Source organism: Alphaproteobacteria bacterium (genome assembly GCA_040905865.1).
In the GTDB taxonomy this organism is placed as follows: Bacteria; Pseudomonadota; Alphaproteobacteria; order UBA8366.
Map to the genome: position 1 here is coordinate 41,963 of JBBDQU010000051.1, position 22,488 is coordinate 64,450.

22 protein-coding genes and 1 pseudogene are annotated in these 22,488 nt (G+C 63.5%); 12 read left to right on the forward strand and 11 right to left on the reverse strand.

Annotation, left to right across the window (positions count from 1 at the left end; genetic code table 11):
• The first annotated feature begins 2 nt into the window (after window positions 1-2).
• The 6 genes from WD767_10860 (at window position 3) to WD767_10885 (ending at window position 5,452) form a co-directional block, all read left to right on the forward strand.
• Window positions 3-1,226 (forward strand): threonine ammonia-lyase, encoded by a 1,224-nt coding sequence (locus WD767_10860; GenBank protein MEX2616587.1) that lies wholly within the window; start codon window positions 3-5, stop codon window positions 1,224-1,226.
• A 132-nt stretch (window positions 1,227-1,358) separates the two neighbouring features.
• Window positions 1,359-2,219 (forward strand): flagellar motor stator protein MotA, encoded by an 861-nt coding sequence (gene motA, locus WD767_10865; GenBank protein ID MEX2616588.1) that lies wholly within the window; start codon window positions 1,359-1,361, stop codon window positions 2,217-2,219.
• A 30-nt stretch (window positions 2,220-2,249) separates the two neighbouring features.
• The gene (locus tag WD767_10870; protein MEX2616589.1) at window positions 2,250-3,155 is read left to right on the forward strand and encodes a flagellar motor protein MotB; all 906 of its coding nucleotides are present in this window, start codon (window positions 2,250-2,252) and stop codon (window positions 3,153-3,155) included.
• Between the two features lies 1 nt (window position 3,156).
• Window positions 3,157-4,098 carry a flagellar motor protein MotB gene (locus WD767_10875; protein MEX2616590.1) on the forward strand — a complete coding sequence of 314 codons (942 nt, stop codon included), beginning with the start codon at window positions 3,157-3,159 and terminating at the stop codon, window positions 4,096-4,098.
• Window positions 4,099-4,169: 71 nt separating this feature from the next.
• Window positions 4,170-4,655 (forward strand): RDD family protein, encoded by a 486-nt coding sequence (locus WD767_10880; GenBank protein MEX2616591.1) that lies wholly within the window; start codon window positions 4,170-4,172, stop codon window positions 4,653-4,655.
• 62 nt (window positions 4,656-4,717) lie between these two features.
• Window positions 4,718-5,452, forward strand: a complete 735-nt coding sequence (locus WD767_10885; GenBank protein ID MEX2616592.1) for an arginyltransferase — start codon at window positions 4,718-4,720, stop codon at window positions 5,450-5,452.
• Between the two features lie 4 nt (window positions 5,453-5,456).
• Here the strand turns inward: WD767_10885 and parC are convergent, their stop codons facing one another.
• Both parC and recO read right to left on the reverse strand, forming a co-directional pair.
• Entirely contained in the window at window positions 5,457-7,679 is a 2,223-nt protein-coding gene (gene parC, locus WD767_10890) for a DNA topoisomerase IV subunit A (GenBank protein ID MEX2616593.1), read from the reverse strand.
• 59 nt (window positions 7,680-7,738) lie between these two features.
• Window positions 7,739-8,587 (reverse strand): DNA repair protein RecO, encoded by an 849-nt coding sequence (recO, locus tag WD767_10895; GenBank protein ID MEX2616594.1) that lies wholly within the window; start codon window positions 8,585-8,587, stop codon window positions 7,739-7,741.
• On the opposite strand from recO, the gene WD767_10900 reads away from it, so the two are divergent.
• Complete coding sequence (locus WD767_10900; protein MEX2616595.1) at window positions 8,586-9,401, forward strand: putative hydro-lyase; 816 nt, start codon at window positions 8,586-8,588, stop codon at window positions 9,399-9,401. The genes recO and WD767_10900 overlap by 2 nt on opposite strands.
• A gap of 20 nt (window positions 9,402-9,421) precedes the next feature.
• Here WD767_10900 and era read toward each other — a convergent pair whose 3' ends face one another.
• Genes era through rpoZ form a run of 7 tightly spaced genes read right to left on the reverse strand, consistent with a single transcriptional unit; the run spans window position 9,422 to window position 15,587 of the window.
• A complete protein-coding gene (gene era / locus WD767_10905) occupies window positions 9,422-10,330 on the reverse strand; it encodes a GTPase Era (GenBank protein MEX2616596.1) in 909 nt (302 codons plus the stop codon).
• Window positions 10,323-11,021: a ribonuclease III gene (gene rnc / locus WD767_10910; GenBank protein ID MEX2616597.1), complete on the reverse strand. Its 699-nt coding sequence runs from the start codon at window positions 11,019-11,021 to the stop codon at window positions 10,323-10,325. The genes era and rnc overlap by 8 nt, the downstream gene beginning before the upstream one ends.
• Entirely contained in the window at window positions 11,008-11,790 is a 783-nt protein-coding gene (gene lepB, locus WD767_10915) for a signal peptidase I (protein ID MEX2616598.1), read from the reverse strand. The genes rnc and lepB overlap by 14 nt, the downstream gene beginning before the upstream one ends.
• 27 nt (window positions 11,791-11,817) lie before the next feature.
• The gene (acpS, locus tag WD767_10920; protein ID MEX2616599.1) at window positions 11,818-12,258 is read right to left on the reverse strand and encodes a holo-ACP synthase; all 441 of its coding nucleotides are present in this window, start codon (window positions 12,256-12,258) and stop codon (window positions 11,818-11,820) included.
• Window positions 12,255-13,016 carry a pyridoxine 5'-phosphate synthase gene (locus WD767_10925; GenBank protein ID MEX2616600.1) on the reverse strand — a complete coding sequence of 254 codons (762 nt, stop codon included), beginning with the start codon at window positions 13,014-13,016 and terminating at the stop codon, window positions 12,255-12,257. The genes acpS and WD767_10925 overlap by 4 nt, the downstream gene beginning before the upstream one ends.
• A gap of 31 nt (window positions 13,017-13,047) precedes the next feature.
• Window positions 13,048-15,183, reverse strand: coding sequence for a bifunctional (p)ppGpp synthetase/guanosine-3',5'-bis(diphosphate) 3'-pyrophosphohydrolase (locus WD767_10930; GenBank protein MEX2616601.1), 2,136 nt, complete (start codon window positions 15,181-15,183; stop codon window positions 13,048-13,050).
• A gap of 56 nt (window positions 15,184-15,239) precedes the next feature.
• Entirely contained in the window at window positions 15,240-15,587 is a 348-nt protein-coding gene (rpoZ, locus tag WD767_10935; GenBank protein ID MEX2616602.1) for a DNA-directed RNA polymerase subunit omega, read from the reverse strand.
• Window positions 15,588-15,847: 260 nt separating this feature from the next.
• Here rpoZ and WD767_10940 point away from each other — a divergent pair, with 260 nt between their 5' ends.
• Both WD767_10940 and WD767_10945 read left to right on the forward strand, forming a co-directional pair.
• On the forward strand, window positions 15,848-16,486 hold the full coding sequence (locus tag WD767_10940; protein MEX2616603.1) for an NYN domain-containing protein: 639 nt from the start codon (window positions 15,848-15,850) through the stop codon (window positions 16,484-16,486).
• A gap of 14 nt (window positions 16,487-16,500) precedes the next feature.
• Window positions 16,501-17,106, forward strand: a pseudogene (locus WD767_10945) (uracil-DNA glycosylase).
• Window positions 17,107-17,119: 13 nt separating this feature from the next.
• Here WD767_10945 and smpB read toward each other — a convergent pair.
• Window positions 17,120-17,590, reverse strand: coding sequence for an SsrA-binding protein SmpB (gene smpB, locus WD767_10950; protein MEX2616604.1), 471 nt, complete (start codon window positions 17,588-17,590; stop codon window positions 17,120-17,122).
• Between the two features lie 4 nt (window positions 17,591-17,594).
• Window positions 17,595-18,470: a 4-hydroxy-tetrahydrodipicolinate synthase gene (gene dapA, locus WD767_10955; GenBank protein ID MEX2616605.1), complete on the reverse strand. Its 876-nt coding sequence runs from the start codon at window positions 18,468-18,470 to the stop codon at window positions 17,595-17,597.
• 152 nt (window positions 18,471-18,622) lie between these two features.
• Here dapA and WD767_10960 point away from each other — a divergent pair, with 152 nt between their 5' ends.
• The 3 genes from WD767_10960 (at window position 18,623) to WD767_10970 (ending at window position 22,486) form a co-directional block, all read left to right on the forward strand.
• On the forward strand, window positions 18,623-20,608 hold the full coding sequence (locus tag WD767_10960; protein ID MEX2616606.1) for a lytic transglycosylase domain-containing protein: 1,986 nt from the start codon (window positions 18,623-18,625) through the stop codon (window positions 20,606-20,608).
• Between the two features lie 120 nt (window positions 20,609-20,728).
• Window positions 20,729-21,577, forward strand: coding sequence for an alpha/beta hydrolase (locus WD767_10965; protein ID MEX2616607.1), 849 nt, complete (start codon window positions 20,729-20,731; stop codon window positions 21,575-21,577).
• Between the two features lie 33 nt (window positions 21,578-21,610).
• Window positions 21,611-22,486 carry an LLM class F420-dependent oxidoreductase gene (locus tag WD767_10970; GenBank protein MEX2616608.1) on the forward strand — a complete coding sequence of 292 codons (876 nt, stop codon included), beginning with the start codon at window positions 21,611-21,613 and terminating at the stop codon, window positions 22,484-22,486.
• The last annotated feature ends 2 nt before the right edge of the window (window positions 22,487-22,488 follow it).

Here is a 22,488-nt window from a genome sequence, read left to right on the forward strand (position 1 = left end):
CGATGACAGTCACGATGGACGACATCCGCCAGGCCGCCGCGACGCTGGAGGGCGAGGTTGTCCGCACGCCGACCGTACATTCGCCCTCCCTGTCCGCCCTGACGGGCGCCGACGTCTTCCTGAAACTGGAAACGCTGCAGCGGACCGGTTCCTTCAAGGACCGGGGATCGCTGGTCAAGCTGAAGAGCCTGGACGCGGAACAGACCGCCCGCGGCGTCATCGCGGTATCCGCCGGCAACCACGCGCAGGGCGTCGCCTATCACGCGCAGCGGCTGGGCATTCCGGCCACCATTGTGATGCCCGAAGGCACGCCGTTCACGAAGATCCGCCGTACCCGGGAGTTCGGCGCAGAGGTGCTGCTGCACGGGGACAGCGTCAATGCGGCGGAACCCTTCGCCAACGACCTGGCCGCCGAGCGGCGCCTGACATTCGTCCATCCCTATAACGACCCGAAAATCATTGCCGGGCAAGGCACAATCGGCATGGAAATTCTGGCCGATATGCCGGATCCGGACACGATCGTCGTGCCGGTCGGCGGCGGCGGAATCATTTCCGGGATCGCGATAGCCGCGAAACATATCCGCCCCGCTACCGAGGTCGTCGGCGTCGAGGCCGAACTTTACCCGTCCATGTACAATATGCTGCACGCGCTGGAGCCGCCGGTCGGCGGAGTCAGCCTCGCCGACGGCATTTCCGTCAAATCGCCCGGCGCCCTGACCCTTGCCATCGTGCGGGAACTGGCCGCGGACATCCTGATCGTCAACGAGGCGGAAATCGAAACCGCCGTGCAGACCATGCTGACAACCGGCCGGACCGTCGCCGAAGGGGCCGGCGCCACGCCGCTGGCCGCGCTCTGCGCCAATCCGGAACGTTTCACCGGGAAGCGGGTCTGTCTGGTCGTTACCGGCGCCAATATCGACGCGCGGCTGCTGGCATCCGCCCTGATGCGCGGCCTGGCCCGTTCCGGCCATATGGCGCGGCTGCGGGTCACAATTTCCGATCAGCCGGGCACCCTGGCGCGGGTCACCGGCGAGATCGCCCGCGCCGGCGGCAATATCGTCGAAATCCTGCACCAGCGCATGTTCTATGACGTGCCGCTGAAACTGGCCGAACTGGACGCCGTCGTCGAAACCCGGGACGACGCCCATGCGCAGGAAATCATTGCGAAGCTCGAGGCCGCCGGCTTCCCGACCCGGCGGTTGCTGGATACCAATCGCCAGGGCTGAACCGGCACACGCGCTGTAAACACGCGAAATTGGCTGAAAGGGAACAGAATATTAACCATTTAGCGTATACTGTGCAGGCTGCGTTAACCATAACAGAACATTCGGGCTGTAATCTCGCGGAACGGGGCGTAAATGACTGTCATTGTCGGTATTCTTGTCGTAATCGGCTGCGTTGTCGGCGGATATATGGGCGCGGGCGGCCATATGGACGTGCTCTGGCAGCCGCTGGAATTCGTTATCATTGGCGGTGCGGGCATCGGCGGCCTGGTTATTTCCAATCCGCCCCATGTTCTCAAAGGCGTCGTCGCCGGTTATGGCAAGCTGTTCAAGGGCCCCAAATACAAGAAAGACGACTACCTGGAACTGATGACCATGCAGTATCAGGTCTTCCGCATGGCGCGCACCAAGGGCATGCTGGCGCTGGAGCAACATGTGGAAAACCCGCATGAGAGCACGGTGTTCCAGGCGTTTCCAGGATTTCACGGCGACCATCACGCGGTCGATTTCCTGTGCGATTACCTGCGGCTGATGACGCTGGGCACCGATAACCCGCATGAAGTCGAAAACCTGATCGACGCCGAACTGGAACTTCACCATCACGAGGCGGAACACGTTTCGCATGCAATGAACGCGATGGCGGAAAGCTTTCCGGGTCTGGGCATCGTCGCCGCCGTGCTGGGCGTCATTCATACCATGGGCTCGATCACGGAGCCGCCGGAAGTGCTCGGTCACCTGATCGGCGCGGCGCTGGTCGGCACCTTCGCCGGCATTCTGCTGTGCTACGGCTTCTTCGGCCCCATGGCGGCGGCGATGAAGGGGATCCATGATGACGAGCATGTGTATTTCTCCTGCATAAAGGCGGGGCTGATCGCCCATCTGCAGGGCTATGCCCCGGCGGTAAGCATCGAATTCGCGCGAAAGGTATTATTGTCGCACCAGCGGCCGAGTTTCGCCGAAGTCGAGGAAGCCTGTGGCGAACTGCCGCCCGTATAGTCCGGAAACGAGACCTGAACGAACCTGACGATGGCCGACGAAAAAGCACTCGAACCGATCTACATCAAGAAGAAGCTGAAGGCGAACCATGCGCCGCATGGGGGCGCGTGGAAGGTTGCCTATGCGGATTTCGTGACGGCGATGATGGCGTTCTTCCTGCTGCTGTGGCTGCTCAATGCCACCACCGACGAACAGCGCCAGGGCATCTCCAATTATTTCGAACCCGAGACCATCATTTCCGGCGACAAATCCGGTTCAAGCGGCATGTTCGGCGGGCTGGCGATCAACGCGGTGGGCACCCTGCGCTCCGCCGGTTCGCCGCCCAGCGTCTCCATCCCGCTTCCCACCGCCGGGGGACCGAAGACGCGGCAGGGCCAGGGCGAGGCGGTCCTGGTGTCCGAGGAACCCAACCCCGAAAGCGTCAATTTCGAGGCCCGCAAGCGCGAGGAGGAGGAATTCAACAAGGCCCAGGCGGACCTGCGGCTCGCCGTCGAACAGAGCGACGAAGCGAGGGCGTTTCAGGACAGCCTGCTGCTCGACAAGACCCCCGAAGGGCTCCGGATCCAGTTGATCGACCAGGAACGGGTTGCGATGTTCGAGGCCGGCAGCGCCCGGTTCACGCCCTATTTCGAGGCTCTGCTCGAGGTCGTGACACGAATTGTCCGGCGGTTCCCCAATCCGGTGGAAATCAGCGGCCATACCGACGCCGAGCCGACGACGCCCGACGCGGCCTATACAAGCTGGGAATTGTCCGGCGAACGGGCGAATGCCGCGCGCCGGGTCATGGTCGGCGCCGGCATGAATCCGGATCGTATCGCCGGCGTCGTCGGCCGCGCCGATTCCGACCCGCTGTTCCCCGCCGATCCGAAATCGCCGCGAAACCGGCGCATCAGCATCCTGCTGGTGCATCAGCAGCCGCCCGCGACGGACGGCTGATATGGCGGGCGACGCAAACGGCGGCGACGAAAAACCCGAACTGATCGTCAAGAAGATCAAGCCGCCGGGCCCCGCCCCCCATGGCGGCGCCTGGAAGGTCGCCTATGCGGATTTCGTGACGGCGATGATGGCCTTTTTCCTGCTGCTGTGGCTGCTGAGTTCCGCCACCGAACAGCAGCTGCAGGGCATCTCCAACTATTTCAAGCCGATCGGGGCCCGGACCGGTTCAAGCGGCGGCGAGGGCCTGTTCGGCGGCGTGTCCGGCAACGAGGCCGGGCCCATTCCGGAGCATTTGCAGGCGCCGCAGGTGGCTCTGACCTCCGACGCCACGGTCGGCTCCGAACAGGTCGAGGAAGCGGTGCAGCGACAGGACCTCACGGAAGACCTGCCCAATCTCACCAACGTCAAGCGCGAGAATGAGTCGAAGCAGTTCAAGGCCGCCGAAGCGGCCATCCAGCAGGCGCTGGACCAGGTGCCGGAACTGCGCGACCTGCATGAAGGGGTCAAGATCGAGATCACCGACGAAGGGCTGGAAATCCAGTTGATCGACCAGGACCGGGTTTCCATGTTCAAGGCGGGCGGCGCGGAGCTGCACGAACATACCCGGCAGCTGCTGCTGCTGATTTCCAGTGTGGTCGAGCGGCTGCCCAACAGGATTTCACTGTCGGGCCATACCGATTCCACGCCATTCCGCTCCCCGTCGGGCAAGTCCAACTGGGATCTGTCCATCGACAGGGCCAATGCGGGACGCCGGGAAATGCAGCGGAACGGCATTCCCATCGGGCGGTTCCAGAAAGTCGCCGGCATGGCGGACAAGGATCCCCTTTTCCCCGACGATCCCGCATCGCCGGGTAATCGCCGTCTGGTCGTCACCCTGCTGCGGGATCCCGACGACCCGAAGATCAGACTGCCGGAACCGCCGCGTATTTTCGGCGTCCAGTAACCCTTGTCGCCGGCAGCGGCAGGGCCAATCTAAGGTATCTGACAGAGATGACCGGACCGGAGAACGACAACGTGAAACCGCCAGTACTATCCGATGCCCGACTGGACTGGCGGAGCGCCGGCAAGTTCGGCATGAATATCGACCGGGACGAGCTTTATGAAGGCGTGGTCTGGCGGCGGGTCGTGGCGTATCTGATCGATGTCATGATCATGCTGGTCGTGTTCGCCGCGCTGTGGTTCGTTGTCTTCCTGTCATTCGGCATTCTGTCCGGCCTGATGGTTCTGGCGCCCCTCGTGCCGCTTTGCTACCACAGCCTGATGATCGCCGGCCCCCGTTCCGCCACCCTGGGGATGCAGTTCATGTCGCTCGAAGTCCGCGGCCAGGCGGGGCAGCGCCCTGAACTGCTGCAGGCCTTCGTAATGGTCGCACTGTTCTACCTGTCGGTCGCGTTCACCAGCTGGCTGATCCTGATCGCGGCGCTGTTCAACGACCGGCGCCATTGCGTGCATGACTATCTGTCCGGCACGGTCGTCATCAGAACAGACGACGGCGAATAGGCCATGAGCCAGGGCGGCGACGAATTGCGCGCACGACGAAAATTCAGTAGATTTTTCCGACGATGACATCGCAGGAAAAGCCGAATCCGCTGACCTTCTATCGCTCGGGCCCCGTCCCGTGCCCCTACCTGCCCGGCCGCGTCGAACAACAGCTGTTTACCGAACTTTCCGGACCCGATGCGCGGGAACGGTACGATACCCTGTCGCAGGGCGGGTTCCGCCGCAGCCACCATATCGCCTACCGCCCGTCCTGCCGCGGCTGCAACGCCTGCATCCCGGTCCGGATCGCCGCGTCCGAATTCCGGACCAGCCAGCGCTGGCGGCGCATCCTGCGCAACAACGCGGACCTTCGCTGGTACGACAGGGGAACGCGCACCAGCGACGAACAGTACGCACTGTTCCAGCGCTACATGGGATCGCGCCACGGCAGCGGCGACATGGCCCGCATGACCCGGCAGGATTATGCGGAGATGGTGGCGTCCAGTCCGATCGATACGGCGATCATCGAGTATCGCGACGGCGAGGGAGAGCTTGTCGCAGCCTGCCTCACCGACCGCACCGCCGACGGGTTCTCGGCGGTCTACAGCTTCTTTGACCCGGAACAGAAAAAGCGGAGCCTGGGCAGCTTCATCATCCTGTCCCTGATAGACCAGGCGCGCATCGAACGCCTGCCCTATGTCTATCTCGGCTACTGGATCGAGGAATCCCGCAAGATGTCCTACAAGAGCAAATTCGAACCGATCGAGGGTTACGGCCCCGCCGGCTGGCGTCCGCTCGACGAATTCAGGACCCTGTAGGCCGCTATTTGAATTTATTGTTCTTCGGGAAGCCGCGCGGCGGCAGCCGGCCGGCCTGCGCCCGTTTGCCCATCCATTCGCGCAGATCCGTTTCGGTCCGCGTCCGCTCGCCGCTTTGCCAAGTCAGCCCCGATTCGCTTTTGAACACAATGGCGTCCGCCAGCCCTCCGTCGCGATAGCGCTGCAGCAAAACCCCGCGGCCGCGCGCCATTTCCGGCAGTTCCGCCGCGTCGAACAGCAGCAGTTTCCGGTTTTCGCCGATCACGGCAACCGTATCGCCGTCCACGGGCGTACAGATCCTGGCCTCGACATCGCCGGAGACGTTCAGCACCTGACGGCCCGCCCGGGTCTGCGCGAACACCGCCCGTTCCTGCACCACGAAGCCCCGGCCATCGCTGGAGGCAACCAGCAGCTTCCGGTCCGGATTATAGAGGGACAGCGAAACGATATCGTGGCCCTGCGCCAGATCGAGCATCAGCCGAAGCGGTTCGCCAAAACCGCGGCCGCCCGGCAGCTTGTCGACGCCGAGCGTGTAGAACCGGCCGTCCGTCGCGAAGACCAGCACCTTGTCCGTTGTTTCCGCATGCAACACGAAACGTTCCTGGTCGCCTTCCTTGTAGCGGACGTCGCTCGTGTCCTGCAGGTGGCCGCGCGCGGCGCGAATCCAGCCGTTCCTGGAACACAGCACGGTCACCGGTTCGCGGTCGATCATGGCTTCCAGCGGCACGACCACATCGGACGGGACGTCGCCGATATCCGTGCGCCGGGCGCCCAGCGCCGATTTCGGCCCGTAATCCTTGCGCAGCGCGGAAATCTGCTCGGCTATCGCCTTCCAGCGCAGGTCCTCGCTGCCGAGCAGTTCGGTCAGTTCGGCCTGTTCCCCGCTCAGCGCCTTGTGCTCGTTGCGGATTTCCATTTCCTCCAGCTTCCGCAGGCTGCGCAGCCGCATGTTCAGCACGGAATCCGCCTGAAGCTCCGTAAGATCGAAAGTCGCGATAAGTTCGGCCTTCGGATCGTCCTCCTCGCGCACGATGCGGATGACCTCATCCAGGTTCAGATAGGCAACCAGATAACCGCCGAGGATTTCCAGCCGCCGCTCGATATTGGCGAGCCGGTGCCGCGTCCGCCGCATCAGCACGTCCTGGCGATGCGCCAGAAATGCGCCCAGAACTTCGCGCAGGTCCATCACGCGCGGCACCTGGTCCGCGTCGAGCACGTTCATGTTCAGCGATGCGCGGGTTTCCAGATCCGTCTGCCGGAACAGCGATTCCATCATCACGGTGGCGTCGATATTGCGGCTTTTCGGCTCCAGCACCAGGCGCACTTCGGTCGTGGATTCGTCCTGGATATCCCCCAGCATGGTCAGCTTGCGGTTGTTCAGAAGCTCCGCGACCTTTTCGATCAGCTTCGATTTCTGCACCTGGTAGGGGATTTCCGTCACCACGACGACATAGCCGCCGCCCCGGGTCTTTTCCGTATGCCAGCGCGCCCGCAGGCGGAACCCGCCGCGCCCGGTCCGATACGCCTCCAATACGTTCTCCCGGCTTTCCACCAGCACGCCGCCGGTCGGAAAATCGGGCCCCGGGATGAAGTCCGCCAGCTTGTCGATCGAGGCGTTCGGATGCCTGATCAGATGCAGCAGCGCATTGCAGATTTCGCCCACATTATGCGGCGGAATGCTGGTCGCCATCCCCACCGCGATCCCCGCCGCGCCATTGGCCAGCAGGTTGGGGAAATTCGCCGGCAGCACGACCGGTTCCGCGCCTTCGCCGTCATAGGTGTCGCGGAAATCGACCGCGTCCTCGTCGATCCCGTCCAGCAGCGCCTTGGCGATTTCGGTCAGCCGCGCCTCGGTGTAGCGCATCGCCGCCGGGTTATCGCCGTCGATATTGCCGAAATTGCCCTGCCCGTCGACCAGCGGATAACGGACGGCGAAATCCTGCGCCAGCCGAACCATCGCATCGTAGATCGCCGCATCCCCATGCGGATGATACTTGCCCATCACATCGCCGACGATGCGGGCGCATTTCTTGAAACCGGTCGTGGGATCGAGGCGCAATTCGCGCATTGCGTAAAGCAGGCGCCGGTGCACCGGTTTCAGCCCGTCGCGGACATCCGGCAGCGACCGCGACATGATCGTCGACAGCGCATAGGACAGGTAACGCTCGCCGAGCGCCTCGGAAAAAGGAGCGATCCGGATTTCACCGGCTTCGGAAGACTGGGCCATGACAGGAAACTCTAACCAGATAAGGCATTGGACATGCGCAGTATATGCCACATCTGGTATCAATCGTCGAGTTCTGCCGCTCCCTCCCGGAACTTTCTGCGCAATCCTTCGATCAGCCGTTCACGCGAATCGGGCAGGCGCAGGCCCTGCGGCCGATACACGTGCCGTTCGAGGAAATATCCGCTCAGGGCCAGCCCGTCGATGATGTCCCCCGGCCCCGCCGTCCCCCTGCCGGTCAGAAAGGTCGGCAGGGCCAGCAACCGGTCGCGGTAGGGTTCGCCGGCCGACAGGGACACCGCGCGGCCGCTGCGGGGCGAAACATAGGAGAGGTCGTCGGTCGTTCCCGTCGCCGCGCAGCAGGAGAGATCGAGGCCGAAGCCGAGTTCGCCCAGCAGGCCGGTTTCCCAGATTACCAGATGCGCCGCCCAGTCATCGCGATCCAGCGCCTCGATCACCGCGACTGTCGCCGCGAACAGCGCCGGATGCGCCTCGCGTTCGGCAAGGCAGACATCCAGCATCCGGCAGACCGTGTTCAGCGCCGCCAGGCGTTCCGCCCGGTCCAGCAGCCGTGCGGCATGGGCCGTCACGAGTTCGACCGTGAAATTACCGAGATGTTCTTCCAGCCGGGCGCGCCAGACCGCGGACACCAGATTTCCCTGTTCGAGCACGCCCCGATTGCGGCGCGACTGCCCGCCGCGCACGAGGCCGGAAAACCGGCCATGCATTTCGGTCAGCACGGTCAGAATCACGGACGATTCACCATGCCGGCGCGCCGAAAGCACTATGCCCTGATCGGTCCAGTCCATGACGCCGTTATACATCACGCGGATTTCCATATCGAACTGCTTGACGATGAAACCGATCGTGCCAGACTGTCGGCGATCATACCGAATGGAGGATGCCGGCATGGAAGCGACAGTCACCGCCCTGGCGCAACAGGCGGACAATCCCGGGCATGCGGCGCGGCTTGCGATCCGCGGCGGTGCGCACCGCACCCATACGGCGGGGCTCGCGCCCGGATACGTCCAGGCGAACCTCGCCATCATGCCGGCGTCGGATGCGCAGGCGTTCCAGACGTTCTGCCAGCTGAATCCCAAACCCTGCCCCATGCTGGCCATCGGCGCGCCGGGCGACACGAGCCTGCCCTCGCTGGGCAAGGATATCGACCTGCGCACCGACCTTTCGGGATACCGGGTTTTCCGGGACGGCCGGGAAATCGACGTGACCGACGATATCACCGGATACTGGCGCGACGACCTGGTATCGTTTCCGCTCGGCTGTTCATTTTCCTTCGAGGAGGCCCTGCTGCTGGACGATATCCCGCTGCGCCATGTCGAACGCAACGAATGCGTCGCCATGTACCGCACGAATATCGACACCGTCCCGTCCGGAAAGTTCGGCGGCAAACTCGTGGTTTCCATGCGGCCGATGAAACCGGCCGACGCCATCCGCGCGATCCAGATCACCAGCCGCTTTCCGAACGTGCATGGCGCGCCGATCCATATCGGCCTGCCCGAAGCCATCGGCGTGACGGATATCGAAAACCCGGCCTTCGGCGGCGCGCCGCCCCGCATGAAGGGCGATGAAATCCCGGTTTTCTGGGCCTGCGGGGTCACGCCGCAGGTTGCCATCGAACATGCCAGGCCGTCCTTCTGCATCACGCACCTGCCGGGGCACATGCTGATTACCGATCTGAAGAACAGCCACCTTTCGGTGATCTGACGCCGGAACGGGCGTCCGGATTAACCCTTGGGAAAGTCGAGCCCCATCACGCTGTAATGTTCCGCCCTGTCCTTCCAGTCGCGGCGCACCTTGACGTGCAGGAACAGGTGGATACGGTCGCCGAACATTTTCTCCAGTTCGAACCGGGCCGCCTCGCCGACCGCCTTGATGCGGCTGCCGCCCTTGCCCAGGACCATGCCTTTCTGGCTGTCGCGTTCGATAATGATCACCGCTGACACCTTGTGGCTGCCGTCCTTCAGCGTTTCCCAGGCTTCCGTTTCCACGGTCAGCGCATAGGGCAGTTCCTGATGCAGTTGCAGGAACAGCTGTTCGCGCACCGCCTCCGCCGCCATCATCCGCATCGGCATGTCGGATATCTGGTCCTCGGGAAACATCCAGGGGCCTTCCGGCACGTTGTCGGCGAAATACTGCGCCAGATCGTCGACGCCATCGCCATCCAAAGCCGAAATCATGAACGTATCGCGAATTTTGCCGCTGGCGTTGATTTCGTCCGCCAGGATCAGCAGCCGGGTGCGCGCGATCCGGTCGATCTTGTTCAGGATCAGCAGCGCACCGCCAGCCGGCAGGGCTTCGGCTTCGACGATCCGCCGTGTATTGGCGTCGTAGCCGCGCTCGCTGTCGACGACCAGCGCGATAATGTCCGCATCGGCGGCGCCCTTCCAGGCGGCCTCGACCATCGCACGGTCCAGCCGCCGCTTCGGTTCGAAAATTCCCGGCGTATCGACGAAGACGATCTGGGTCTGGCCGCGGATGGCGATACCCAATACCCGCGCCCGCGTGGTTTGCACCTTGGGCGAAACGATAGAGACCTTGGCGCCGACGATCTTGTTCATCAGGGTCGATTTTCCGGCATTCGGCGCACCGAGCACCGCAACGAAACCGAACCGCGTGGCGGGAGATTCAGACATTCGCTTCCATTATCTTCAGGAGGGCGGTGGCGGCATTCTGTTCGGCGACGCGGCGGCTGGCGCCGGTACCGACCGCCGCTTTTCCCGATTCGGTGGCGACCTCGATGGTGAATTCGGGCGCATGATCCGGCCCGGTGCGGTCCACGATCCGGTAAACCGGCAGCGGCCTTCCCCGTCCCTGCAGCCATTCCTGCAACGCGGTTTTCGCATCGACCGGCGGTTTCAGCGAACGGGACATCATCGGGGTCCAGTACCGCTTTATGAAGTTTTCGACGACCGGCAGGCCGCCATCCAGGTACAGCGCCGCGATTACCGCTTCGCAGACATCCGCCAGCAGGGACGGGTTGTCGCGGCCGCCGGAATCATCCTCGCCGCGGCTGAGAACCAGATGCGCGCCCAGACCGATTTCCGACGCCACCTCGGCCAGCGCCTCGCGCCGGACCAGCGCCGTGTACCGGCGGGCCAGCTTGCCCTCGGCCTCATCGGGAAACTGCCGGAACAGCAGTTCCGCGATGACCAGCGACAGGACCCGGTCGCCCAGGAATTCCAGCCGCTCGTAATTATGCCCGTGCTCGTCGCCGGCGCTGCCGTGGGTCAGCGCTTCATACAGCAGGCCGGGATCCCGGAAGGTATGCTGGAAGGCCGCCACCAGCCGGTCGGCCGCCCTGGCGCCCGGGTCAGTCGATACCATTGAACAGACGACCGTAACGTATCGAGACGGGCCATTTCCAGACTTCCCAGATGCGGGCCGCGCCATTGGTCGAGAAAAACAGGAACTGAGCCTTGCCGACCAGGTTTTCCGCCGGAATGAAGCCGACCTCGTCGAGCACGCGGCTGTCCTGCGAGTTGTCCCGGTTGTCGCCCATCGCGAAATATTGCCCCGGCGGTACGGTAAACACATCGGTGTCGTCGAGCCGGCCCGTATCCCCCTGTACTTCGAGGATCTGATAGGCGACGCCGTTCGGCAGCGTTTCCACATAGCGCACGACCATCGGCGGTCCCGGTTCGCCCAGCGCGAAATCGCCGATGCGGCGCCGTTTTACCGGTACGCCGTTGATATGCAGCACGCCGCTGACCACCTGGATGCGGTCGCCGGGCAGGCCGACGATCCGCTTGATGTAATCCGTTTCATTGTCCGTCGGCTTCTTGAACACGGCGACGTCGCCGCGTTCCGGCTCACTTTCAAATATCCGTCCCTTGAACAGCGGCGGGCTGAACGGGAAGGAATGCCGACTGTAACCATATGAATACTTTGAAACAAACAGATAGTCGCCGACCAGCAGCGTCGGCTTCATCGACCCCGACGGGATATTGAAGGGCTCGAAAAGGAAAGTCCGCAGGACCAGGGCGACAAGGATCGCATAAGTAACCGTCTTGATCGTTTCGACGGTTTCGCTGCCCGACTTAGACCCCGCCGCAGCCTTGGCTGCCGGGTCATTCTGCGCATTTTTGGACGCCATGGATCGCCTTTTCCGGAAGTGGCCCGTTTATGGTGTTCCGCTGCGGCCAGTGTCAAGGCTCGCCGCGACATCCGGCACTGCAAAAATGATCACGACCGCGTTCGCCAGCCCCGATTCATCGGTCAGCGACACCTCGACATGCGCCCGCATGCCGGGCGGCGTCAGCATATCCAGCCGTGCCCGCGCGCCGCCGGTCAGGGACATGGTAGGTTTTCCCGACGGCAGGTGCACGACCTCCATGTCGCGCCAGAACACCCCCTTGCGGAAACCCGTGCCAAGCGCCTTGGAACACGCCTCCTTGGCGGCGAACATCTGGGCGTAGCGGCCCGCGCGGTTGAACGGCCTGCGCTCGGCCCGCGCCTGTTCCTGTATGGTGTAAAGGCGCTTTTCGAACCGCCCGGCAAAACGCGTCAGCGTTTCCTCGATCCGGGATATATCGCAGAGGTCGGTACCCAGCCCGATGATCATGCGCTGCGCGCGCCCTGCGAACCGGCACGCGCCGTATCCATCAGCGACCGCATCCGGCGAATGGCCGAATCCAGCCCGCTGAATATCGCTTCGCCGATCAGGAAATGGCCGATATTGAGCTCCCGGACGGTGGTAATTTCCGCAATCGGCGCGACATTGTCATAGGTCAGCCCGTGGCCGACATGGCATTCCAGGCCGATCGCTTCCGCATGGGCCGCCGCGGCGACGATGCGCGCGAGTTCCGCGTCCCGCGACGCCCCGTCCAGGTCGGCATAGGCGCCCGCATGCAGTTCGACGACCGGGGCGCCGAGTGCGACCGCGGCATCGAGCTGTTTCGGGTCCGCCTCGACGAACAGCGAGACGCGAATACCCGCATCGGCCAGTGTCCGGATAACGGGTTGCAGGTGATTGTGGCCGCGAATGGCGTCCAGCCCGCCTTCGGTCGTACGCTCCTCGCGTTTTTCCGGCACGATACACACCGCATGCGGCAGGTACCGCAACGCGATGGCGACCATTTCCTCCGTCGCCGCCATCTCGAAGTTCAGGGGCGCATCGACCTCTTCGCGGATACGCCGGATATCGTCGTCGCGGATATGGCGCCGGTCTTCCCGCAGATGCGCCGTGATTCCGTCCGCGCCGGCGGCGGCGGCCATCCGCGCCGCGCGCACCGGATCGGGATAATCGCCTTCACGGGCGTTGCGGATTGTCGCCACGTGATCGATGTTCACGCCGAGGCGCAGTTTCGAATTATTCCGCATGGCGTTTCAACCTTCCTCGCAAGCGGGCAAATCAGCCCCGTTCGCGTTCGACGAGACCGACCGCCGGGTCCGCCCGCAGTCCGGCGATGATGTCGCTCAACTGATCGACATTGTTTACTTCAACGTCGATCTGCAATTCAAAGAAATCGGTGGAGCGGTCGCTGATTTTCAGGTTGGTGATGTTGCCCTGCCCGCGCCCGATAACACCGGTCAGGGCCGCCAGCGCACCCGGGCTGTTCGACAGGGTCACCAGAAGACGGCCGACATGTCCGCTGCCATCCCGCGCGCTGGCATCCCAGTGGACGTCCACCCATTGTTCGGGAACGTCGACGAAATTGGCCAGGGTTTCGCAATCCGTCGTGTGGATCGTCAGCCCCCGGCCCGTCGCGGCAATGCCGACGATCTGGTCGCCGGGCAATGGATGGCAGCAGGTGCCCAGATGGACCGCCATGCCCGGGATCAGGCCGCGAATCGGTACGGCGAATTCGTTCGGCTCTCCGCCCCCGGACGGGCCTGCCGCCCCGTTCGCGCCAAATTCCGATGCCCGGATCTCCGGAAAGGCGGATGTCACGACTTCCCAGCCGGTAATCTGCCCCGCGCCCAGCGCCTCGTACAATTCGCTCATGGAGCGGCAGGAAAACTTCGGCAGGATGCCCAGGACCGCCTTTTCCTCGAAAACCCGGCCCTCGCGGCGAAACGCCTTTTCGACGATCTCGCGGCCCAGCTTCATGTATTCCTCGCGCTGCTGCGAGCGGACGTACCGGCGTATGCAGGCCCTGGCCTTGCCGGAAATGACAAAGCTTTCCCAGGCCGGCGACGGCGTCTGGTCCGCGGAAGTCACGATTTCGACCTGATCGCCATTCTTGAGTTCGGTACGCAGCGGTGCGCGCTCGCCGTTGATCTTCGCGCCAATGCAGGTATTGCCGATTTCGGTATGGACGGCATAGGCGAAATCCACCGGCGTCGCCCCGCGCGGCAGTTCCTTGAGTTCGCCCTTCGGCGAAAAGCAGAACACCTGGTCGCTGAACATTTCCAGTTTGGTGTTTTCCAGGAATTCCTCCGGCGCCTCCGCCTGCTCCAGAATCTCCAGCAGTCCCCGGAGCCAGCGGTACTGCCGCCCGTCCTGCTGCACGCCCTGCTTGAAATGCCAGTGCGCCGCCAGACCGAGTTCCGCCACCTCATGCATTTCACGGGTGCGGATCTGGACTTCGATCCGCTGGTTTTCCGGTCCCATCACCGTGGTGTGCAGCGACCGGTATTCGTTCGGTTTGGGAATGGAGATATAATCCTTGAACCGGCCGGGCACGACGCGATACCGGCCGTGGATGATGCCCAAGGCCTGGTAGCACTCTTCCGGGGTTCCCACGACGACGCGGAATCCCATGATGTCCGAGAGCTGTTCGAAGGCGATGTGCTTGCGGCGCATTTTCCGCCAGATGGAAAACGGCGTCTTCTCCCGGCCCGACACCTCGGCGAGGACATTCCGGCCCGCCAGCGTCTCCTGGAGTTCGGCGCTGACGCGCCCGACAATATCGCCGCCGCGCTGTTTCAGAAAGCTCAGCCGCTTGGTAATCGATCCCCGGGCATCCGGGTTCAGTTCGGCAAAGGACAGGTCTTCCAGTTCGTCTTTCCAGTCACGGATGCCGATCCGCTCGGCCAGCGGCGCATAGATATCCATCGTCTCGCTGGCGATACGGTGTCGCTTGGCGTCGCTGCGGATATATTTCAGCGTGCGCATGTTGTGCAGGCGATCCGCCTGCTTGACCAGCAGGACCCGGATGTCCTCCGACATGGCCAGCAGCAGCTTGCGAAAATTCTCCGCCTGCTTTGCCCTGTCCGACACGGTTTCCAGCTGGCTCAGCTTGGTCACCCCGTCCACCAGCCGCGCGACCTTGTCGCCGAACAGCGAGCGGATATCCTCCATTGTGGCGACGGTATCCTCGACCGTATCGTGCAACAGGCCGGTGATGATCGAATCGCAGTCGAGCTTCTTTTCGGAAAGGATGCCCGCGACTTCGACGGGATGTGAAAAATAGGGGTCGCCGGACTCGCGCAACTGCAATCCGTGCGCCTTCATAGAAAATACATAAGCGCGGTTCAGGGCGCTTTCATCGGCGTCCGGATCGTAGCCGAGTACCCGCTCTACGAGCTCATACTGCCGCATCATGCGGCAATGCACCACGAGGCAGGCAGCATCCCGTCAGGATATCCGCCGCGGACCGGTCAATCGTCTGTATCGTCATCTTCATATTTTATCGCTGCCGGCGCGGCCATTTCGCCGGCTTCCGCCATGGCGGCGCCCGCCATGAGTTCGACCGGATCCTCGTCTTCCGGCTCGTCGATTTCCACGTGCTTTTGCATCCCGCGGATCACCGAGTTTTCCAGTTCCTCGATATCGATGGACTCTTCCGCGATTTCGCGCAGGGCGATGACCGGATTCTTGTCGTTGTCCCGCTCAACGGAAATCGGTGCGCCGGCGGAAATGCCCCGGCTGCGCTGCGCGGCAAGCACCACCAGTTCGAACCTGTTCGGAACCTTAAGAACACAATCTTCAACGGTTACACGAGCCATGGGGAAAATTCTCCAACGTCAGTCTTCAGAGCGGGCGCGGACTATAGGCATGTCCAGTCTGCAACACAATAGCTTTGCCTGCCGCAGCCGATTGTCAATATCTTCATGGTGACGACGGCAAACTTTACAGGCGCGCCCTTGCCGAATCGCGTATTTCAGCATAGATAGATTAAGTTTAGATCCTTGCGGCGCGGCCATTATGCCGGTTGTTGCCGCGAGCAATTCACATATTCGAGTTTATTCCACAAGGTAAAAAATGAATGACTATAAGAATTTATAACGACGAAAAAGTCGCTCTTTTTATCGATGGCGCGAACCTGTATGCCGCGGCACGGGCACTGGGTTTTGATATCGACTACAAACGGCTGCTGGAAGTCTTCAGCAAGAAAGGGCGCCTGATCCGCGCCCTTTATTATACGGCACTGATCGAGGATCAGGAGTATTCGCCGATCCGGCCGCTGGTCGACTGGCTGGACTACAACGGCTACACCATGATCACGAAGCCGACCAAGGAATTCACCGACAGCTACGGCCGGCGCAAGATCAAGGGGAATATGGATATCGAACTGGCCATCGACGTGATGGAGATGTCCGACCAGCTTGACCATATCGTCCTGTTTTCGGGCGATGGCGATTTCCGGCGCCTCGTCGAGGCCGTGCAGCGCAAGGGGGTCCGGGTAACGGTTGTCAGCACGGTACGCTCGTCGCCGCCGATGGCCGCTGACGAACTGCGCCGCCAGGCGGACCAGTTCGTGGAACTGATGGATCTCGCGGATGAAATCGGCCGAAAATCCCGCCGTGACAACGCCGTCCCCGACGATGACGACGATGGCGGCTATCTGCCCGATGATGACGAATACGAGGACGAGTTCGACGAACCCATCGTTACCCCGGCCTGAATAGCGGCCCTGACGTGCCCGTTGCCCTGCCCGGCCTGGATTGTCCGAAATGCCCGCGTCTGGCGGCATTTCGCGCGGAAAACCGGGTTGCCTGGCCCGACTGGCACAATGCGCCCGTATCGAGTTTCGGCCCGGCGGACGCTTCGCTGCTGATCGTCGGACTGGCGCCGGGCCTGCGCGGCGCGAACCGGACCGGCCGGCCGTTTACCGGCGACTACGCGGGCCAGCTTCTCTACCCGACCCTGCTGAAATTCGGCTTCGCGGCGGGCGCCTACGGGGAGACCGCGGAAGACGGGGTGGCCCTGGTCGATTGCCGGATCACCAACGCGGTGCGATGCGTGCCGCCGCAGAACAAGCCGATAGGCGCCGAAATATCGGCCTGCCGCCCCTTTCTGGCCACTGAAATCGCGGGCATGCCGCGGCTTCGGATCGTTCTGGCGCTGGGCACCGTCGCCCATGCCTCGATCATCCGCGCGCTGGGCCTGCGCATCGCCGACTGGAAATTCGGGCATGGCGCGTTCCACCTGCCGCCCGGCGGCCCGGTTCTGGCGAACAGCTATCACTGCTCGCGTTACAACACGAATACGGGGCGGCTCACGGAAGCCATGTTTCACGACGTTTTCCGCGAGATCGCTAGCCGCGGTCGCGCAGGACGCGCGCCTTCTGGCGGTCCCACTCGCGGTCTTTCGTCGTCTGCCGCTTGTCGACCTGCCGCTTGCCGCGCGCCAGACCCAGCATCACCTTGGCGATGCCCCGATCGTTGAAATAGATCGACATGGGGACGATGGTCACGCCCTGCCGCTTGGCCGCCCCCATCAGCTTGTCGACCTGCTTGCGATGCAGCAGCAGCTTGCGGGGCCGGGTCGGCACATGATTGAAATGCCCGCTGTTGCCGTATTCCGGAATATAACAGTTGTGCAGCCACAATTCGCCGTCGCGGGGGCCGGCCCATGATTCCGACAGGCTGGCCTTGCCCTCCCGCAACGCCTTTACCTCCGTCCCCACAAGCATGATGCCCGCTTCGATCTTTTCGTCGATGAAGTAGTCGTATTGCGCGCGCCGGTTCTGTGCGACCGCCCGGTTGGTAGACGGTTGTTGCGCCATGGCGTCAGTTGATCAGCCCGCTCGCCACCAGGGTGCTGCGGACCGTTTCCTTGCTGCTTTCGGCGATGGGCGCCAGCGGCGGACGGCAGTCCGGCGCGCACTTGCCCATCAGGTGCGCCGCGTATTTCACCGGACCCGGGCTGGTTTCGCAGAACATGGCGCTGTGCAGCGGCATCAGCCGGTCGCGCATCGTCGCGAAGGTTTCCAGATCCCGCTTCTGCCACGCGACATGCAGTTTCGAGCACATGCCCGGGGCGATATTGGCCGTCACCGAGATGCAGCCGTCCCCGCCCTGGCCCAGGAAGGCCCCGATCGTGGCATCCTCGCCCGAAAGCTGGCAGAACTTTCCCTCGATCGCGAGACGCGAGGCCAGCGGCCGCGCCAGATCGTTCGTGGCGTCCTTCACGCCGACGATATTCGGCAGTTTCGCCAGCCGCGCCATGGTCGCCACCGACATGTCGACAATCGAACGCCCGGGAATATTGTAGATGATGATCGGCAGGTCGACCGCTTCGGCGATCATGCTGTAATGCAGGTATAGGCCTTCCTGGGTCGGCTTGTTGTAATACGGCGTCACCACCAGGGCGGCATCTGCGCCCGCGTCTTTGGCGTGCTGTGTCAGTTCGATCGCCTCGGCGGTCGAGTTCGACCCCGTGCCGGCGATGACGGGGACGCGCCCTTTCGCGACCTCGATACACAATTCGACGACGCGTTTGTGCTCGTCATGGCTCAGCGTCGGCGATTCACCGGTTGTGCCGGTCGGCACCAGCCCGTGGGTCCCCTCGGCGATCTGCCAGTCGATAAATGCCTGATAAGCGTCTTCGTCGACAGACCCGTTCCTGAAGGGTGTAATCAACGCCACTAACGATCCGTTAAACATAATGTTGTCTCCTTGGCCACCTCGGCGGCCGCCTCCCTGAGGGTAACGATTGGCGCAAAGGCAATCGGTAAATTTGTGCCCGGGCACGCCGTTTGATTGTTGGCGTACAGTGTATCGTGTAAACTACCGGCAATGAAATGCGATTTTTTTGCATGAAACACAAGTCCCTGGGTTTGATCGTGGCTGTGGCGGGCATCCTCGCCATGTCAGGGACCCTTTTGCCCGCGAGCGAACTGGGCCCCGCGGATCGCGCCGCCTACCGGGACGCGTTTCGTGACGCGGCCAGGGGCGACTGGGTTTCCGCCATCCGGCATGCCGCGAAAGCCCGGGAAAAACTGCCCGGCAAGGCGCTGAACTGGCTTTATTTCAAGGAGGCGGAATCAGGCGTCGGGTTCGCGGAAATCGCCGCCTTCGTTGCCGCAAATCCCGACTGGCCCCATATCTACCGCCTGCGCCGCCGGGCCGAAGAAGCAATGGCGGACACGGATCCCCGCGACGCGATTCTCGGCTGGTTCACGCGGTTCCCGCCCATTACGGCGCCCGGGTCCGCCCGCTACGCCCGCGCCCTGATCGCGACCGGACAGTCCGAAAAGGCGGCTTCCTTCGTCCGGGACGCCTGGATATCGCTGAACATGACGCCGCTGGAGGAAAGAGGCTTCCGATCGGATTTTTCGGATATTCTGCGCCATGACGACCATATCGCGCGCCTGGACCGCCTGATCTGGGACCGGCAGGTGAGCGCCGCGCAGCGGCAGATGCGCCATGTCAGCGAAGGCTACCGGAACCTTGCCGAAGCCCGGCTCATGTTGATGCAGCGCAAGGGCGGAGTGGATAGCGCCATCGCGCGCATCCCGGACGCGCTGCGCAACGATCCCGGCCTCGTCTTTGAGAGACTGCGCTGGCGGCGACTGAAGAATCTGACCGAAAGCGCCATTGAACTGCTGGGAAACCCGAGCGCCGAGGTCGGCCGGCCGAACCTGTGGTGGGGGGAACGGGTTTACCTGGCGCGCGAGGCGCTTAACAACGGCGACATCACCCTCGCCTATCGCCTGGCGCGCGACCACGGACCGATTGACGGGGCCGCCCTCGCCGAAGCCGAATGGCTGGCGGGGTGGATCGCCCTTCGTTTCCTGAACGACAGCGAAATCGCCCTGAAGCATTTCACGACCCTGTATGAGAATGTCCGCTATCCGATCAGCCGGGCGCGCGGCGCCTACTGGGCCGGTCGGGCCGCCGAGGCAACCGGCATCCATGCACGGGCGGCGGCGCAGCAATGGTACGGCGCGGCCGCCACCCATTTCACCACCTATTACGGGCAGCTGGCGCTGAGCCGTCTCGTCACGCGGCCCGCGCCCGTCTGGGAGCCGGAATCGAAAAAGCAGGATATCCAGGCCTTCCACAACCGGGAAATCGTGCGGCTGACCCGTATGCTGGCGGAACTCGAACAGGACAACCTGGTCGAAGCCTTTCTGGAAAAGCTGATGGTCGATGCGAAAAGCGGGTCGGAGTGGACCCTGGTAGCCCAATTCGCAATCGCGGTCGGCCGCCAGGACATGTCTGTCAGGGTCGCCAAACAGGCCATCCGCGACGGTATCGTCCTCACGGAAACGGGATACCCCGCGCTGCCCACGCCGCTCGATATCCCGGCCAACCCGGCCCTGGTCCATGCAGTCATCCGCCAGGAAAGCGCGTTCGACACAGGGGCAACCAGCAGCGCCGGCGCCCGCGGCCTCATGCAGCTGATGCCGGCCACCGCCAGGGGCCTGGCGCGGCAGTTGAACGTCAGCCATTCGCACCAGCGGCTGACGACCGATCCGGCGCATAACCTGACCCTTGGCAGCACCTACCTGGCGCAGCTGATCGAAAAATTCGACGGCTCTATCGTGCTGGCGCTCGCATCGTATAATGCGGGCCCCAGCCGGGTGTACCGCTGGCTTTCCGAATATGGCGACCCGCGCGACGGGTCGATCCATGCCGCCGTGGACTGGGTGGAATCCATTCCGTATCCGGAAACGCGGAATTATGTTCAAAGGGTTCTGGAAAATCTCCCCATCTACGATTATCGGTTGCAGGAAGAGTTCGATCCCGCAAGGATTGTCGAGGCGCTGACCGGTTCCAACAGGGTCAGCGTTCCCTGACCCGCTTTCCGGCCCGGCGCCCGGAATCGCGAGAGGAGATTGCATGTCCGCAAAGCTGGATTGCGCCTGTGCCTTCGATGCCTGTGAGCGGTTGCCCGGCACGCACGGAGCGCAGCCCTCGTGAGCGGCTATCGCGAACACCGATTTACGTCCCAGGATGGGCTGTCGCTGTATTACCGGGCCTATGGCGCGGAGGATGCCGCCGGCATGCCGGTGCTCTGCCTGACCGGCCTGACGCGCAATTCCCGCGACTTCCACAGGGTGGCGCAGCGCCTGTGCGGGGACCGCCTTGTCCTCTGCCCCGACTACCGCGGCAGGGGGCGGTCCGACTACGACCCCGACAGCGGCAATTACCGGCCCGAGACCTATCTGAACGACATTCGGCACCTGCTGGCCGTCGCCGGTATCGGCAGGGTTGCGGTCATCGGCACGTCGCTCGGCGGGGTGCTGGCCATGGCGATGGGCGCGGCCATGCCCACCGTGCTGGCGGGCGTCGTCCTGAACGACGTCGGACCGGAAATCGGCGGCCCGGGACTGGCTCGTATCGTCGAATATATCGGGACCGACCGGCCGCACCGGGACTGGGCCAGCGCGGCGCGGGATCTGGCGGTGATGTTTCCCAACCTGTCGCTGGATAGCGACGAGGCGTGGGAAGCCGCCGCCCGCGCGACCTGGCGCGAAGGCGACGACGGCATGCTGCATTACGACTGGGACGTCCGCATCGTCGACCCGCTGCGCGCCGGCGCGCCCCTGCCCGATCTGTGGCCCCTGTATCGCAGCCTGGGGAGCGTCCCCCTGCTGGCGGTACGCGGCGCCCTCTCCGATATCCTGAGCGCGGAAACCCTCTCCCGAATGGCGGATGAGCATCCGGGCCTGCGGCAGGTCACGGTTGCCGGCGCCGGCCATGTACCGACCCTCGGCGAACCAGATATTGCCGATACGCTCGACGCCTTCATCGCCGCGTTATAGGCTTGCCGCGATTATGCAGCCCGGAGAAAAGCCATGCCCCTCGGCGCCTTCTTTCCCAATCTCGCCTTCAATAACGATCCCGAGGCGATCCGTGAATGGGCCCAGGCGGTCGAGGCGCTGGGCTACGACTACATCGACGTGCCGGACCACACGGTCGCGGTCGACCGCGCCAGCCGGCCCGAATTCAGGGGACCCTACGACCTGACCAACCCCTACCACGAAATCTTCGTGACGATGGGCTTCCTGGCCGCCGTCACCCGGCGGGTGCGGCTGAAATCGTCGGTGCTGATCCTGCCGCAGCGGCAGACGGCGCTGGTCGCCAAGCAGGCGGCGGAAGTCGACGTGCTGTCCGGCGGGCGGCTGGATCTCGGTATCGGCGTCGGCTGGAACCCCATCGAGTACGAAGCCCTCGGCGAAAACTGGAAAACGCGCGGCCGTCGCCAGGAACAGCAGGTCGAGGCGATGCTGCGCCTGTGGTGCGACGATATCGTGCAGTTCGAGGGTGAATGGGATACGCTGAAGGGAGTCGGACTCAACCCCGCCGCGATACAGAAGCCCATCCCCCTGTGGTTCGGCGGTTCCGTCGATGCCATGCTGCGCCGGGCCGCCAGGTATGGCGCGGGCTGGATTTCCCTGGGCGAGCCGGACGAGACCTCCGCTGAAAGGCTGGACACGCTGCGCGGGTTCCTGGACGAGGAAGGCCGCGATCCGGCGGATTTCGGCATCGACTGCTGGATCCGCACGCGGGACCCCGATCCGGATTCATGGCTGGCAAATGCGCAGGCATGGAAAGCGCTGGGGGCGACCCATGTGACGCTCTATACGGCAGGCACCTGGGTCGGCAACGTCGGAGAGCAGATTGAGGCCTTGCGCCGGTTCCGGGACCTGATGTCCCGCGACTCCGGCTGAAT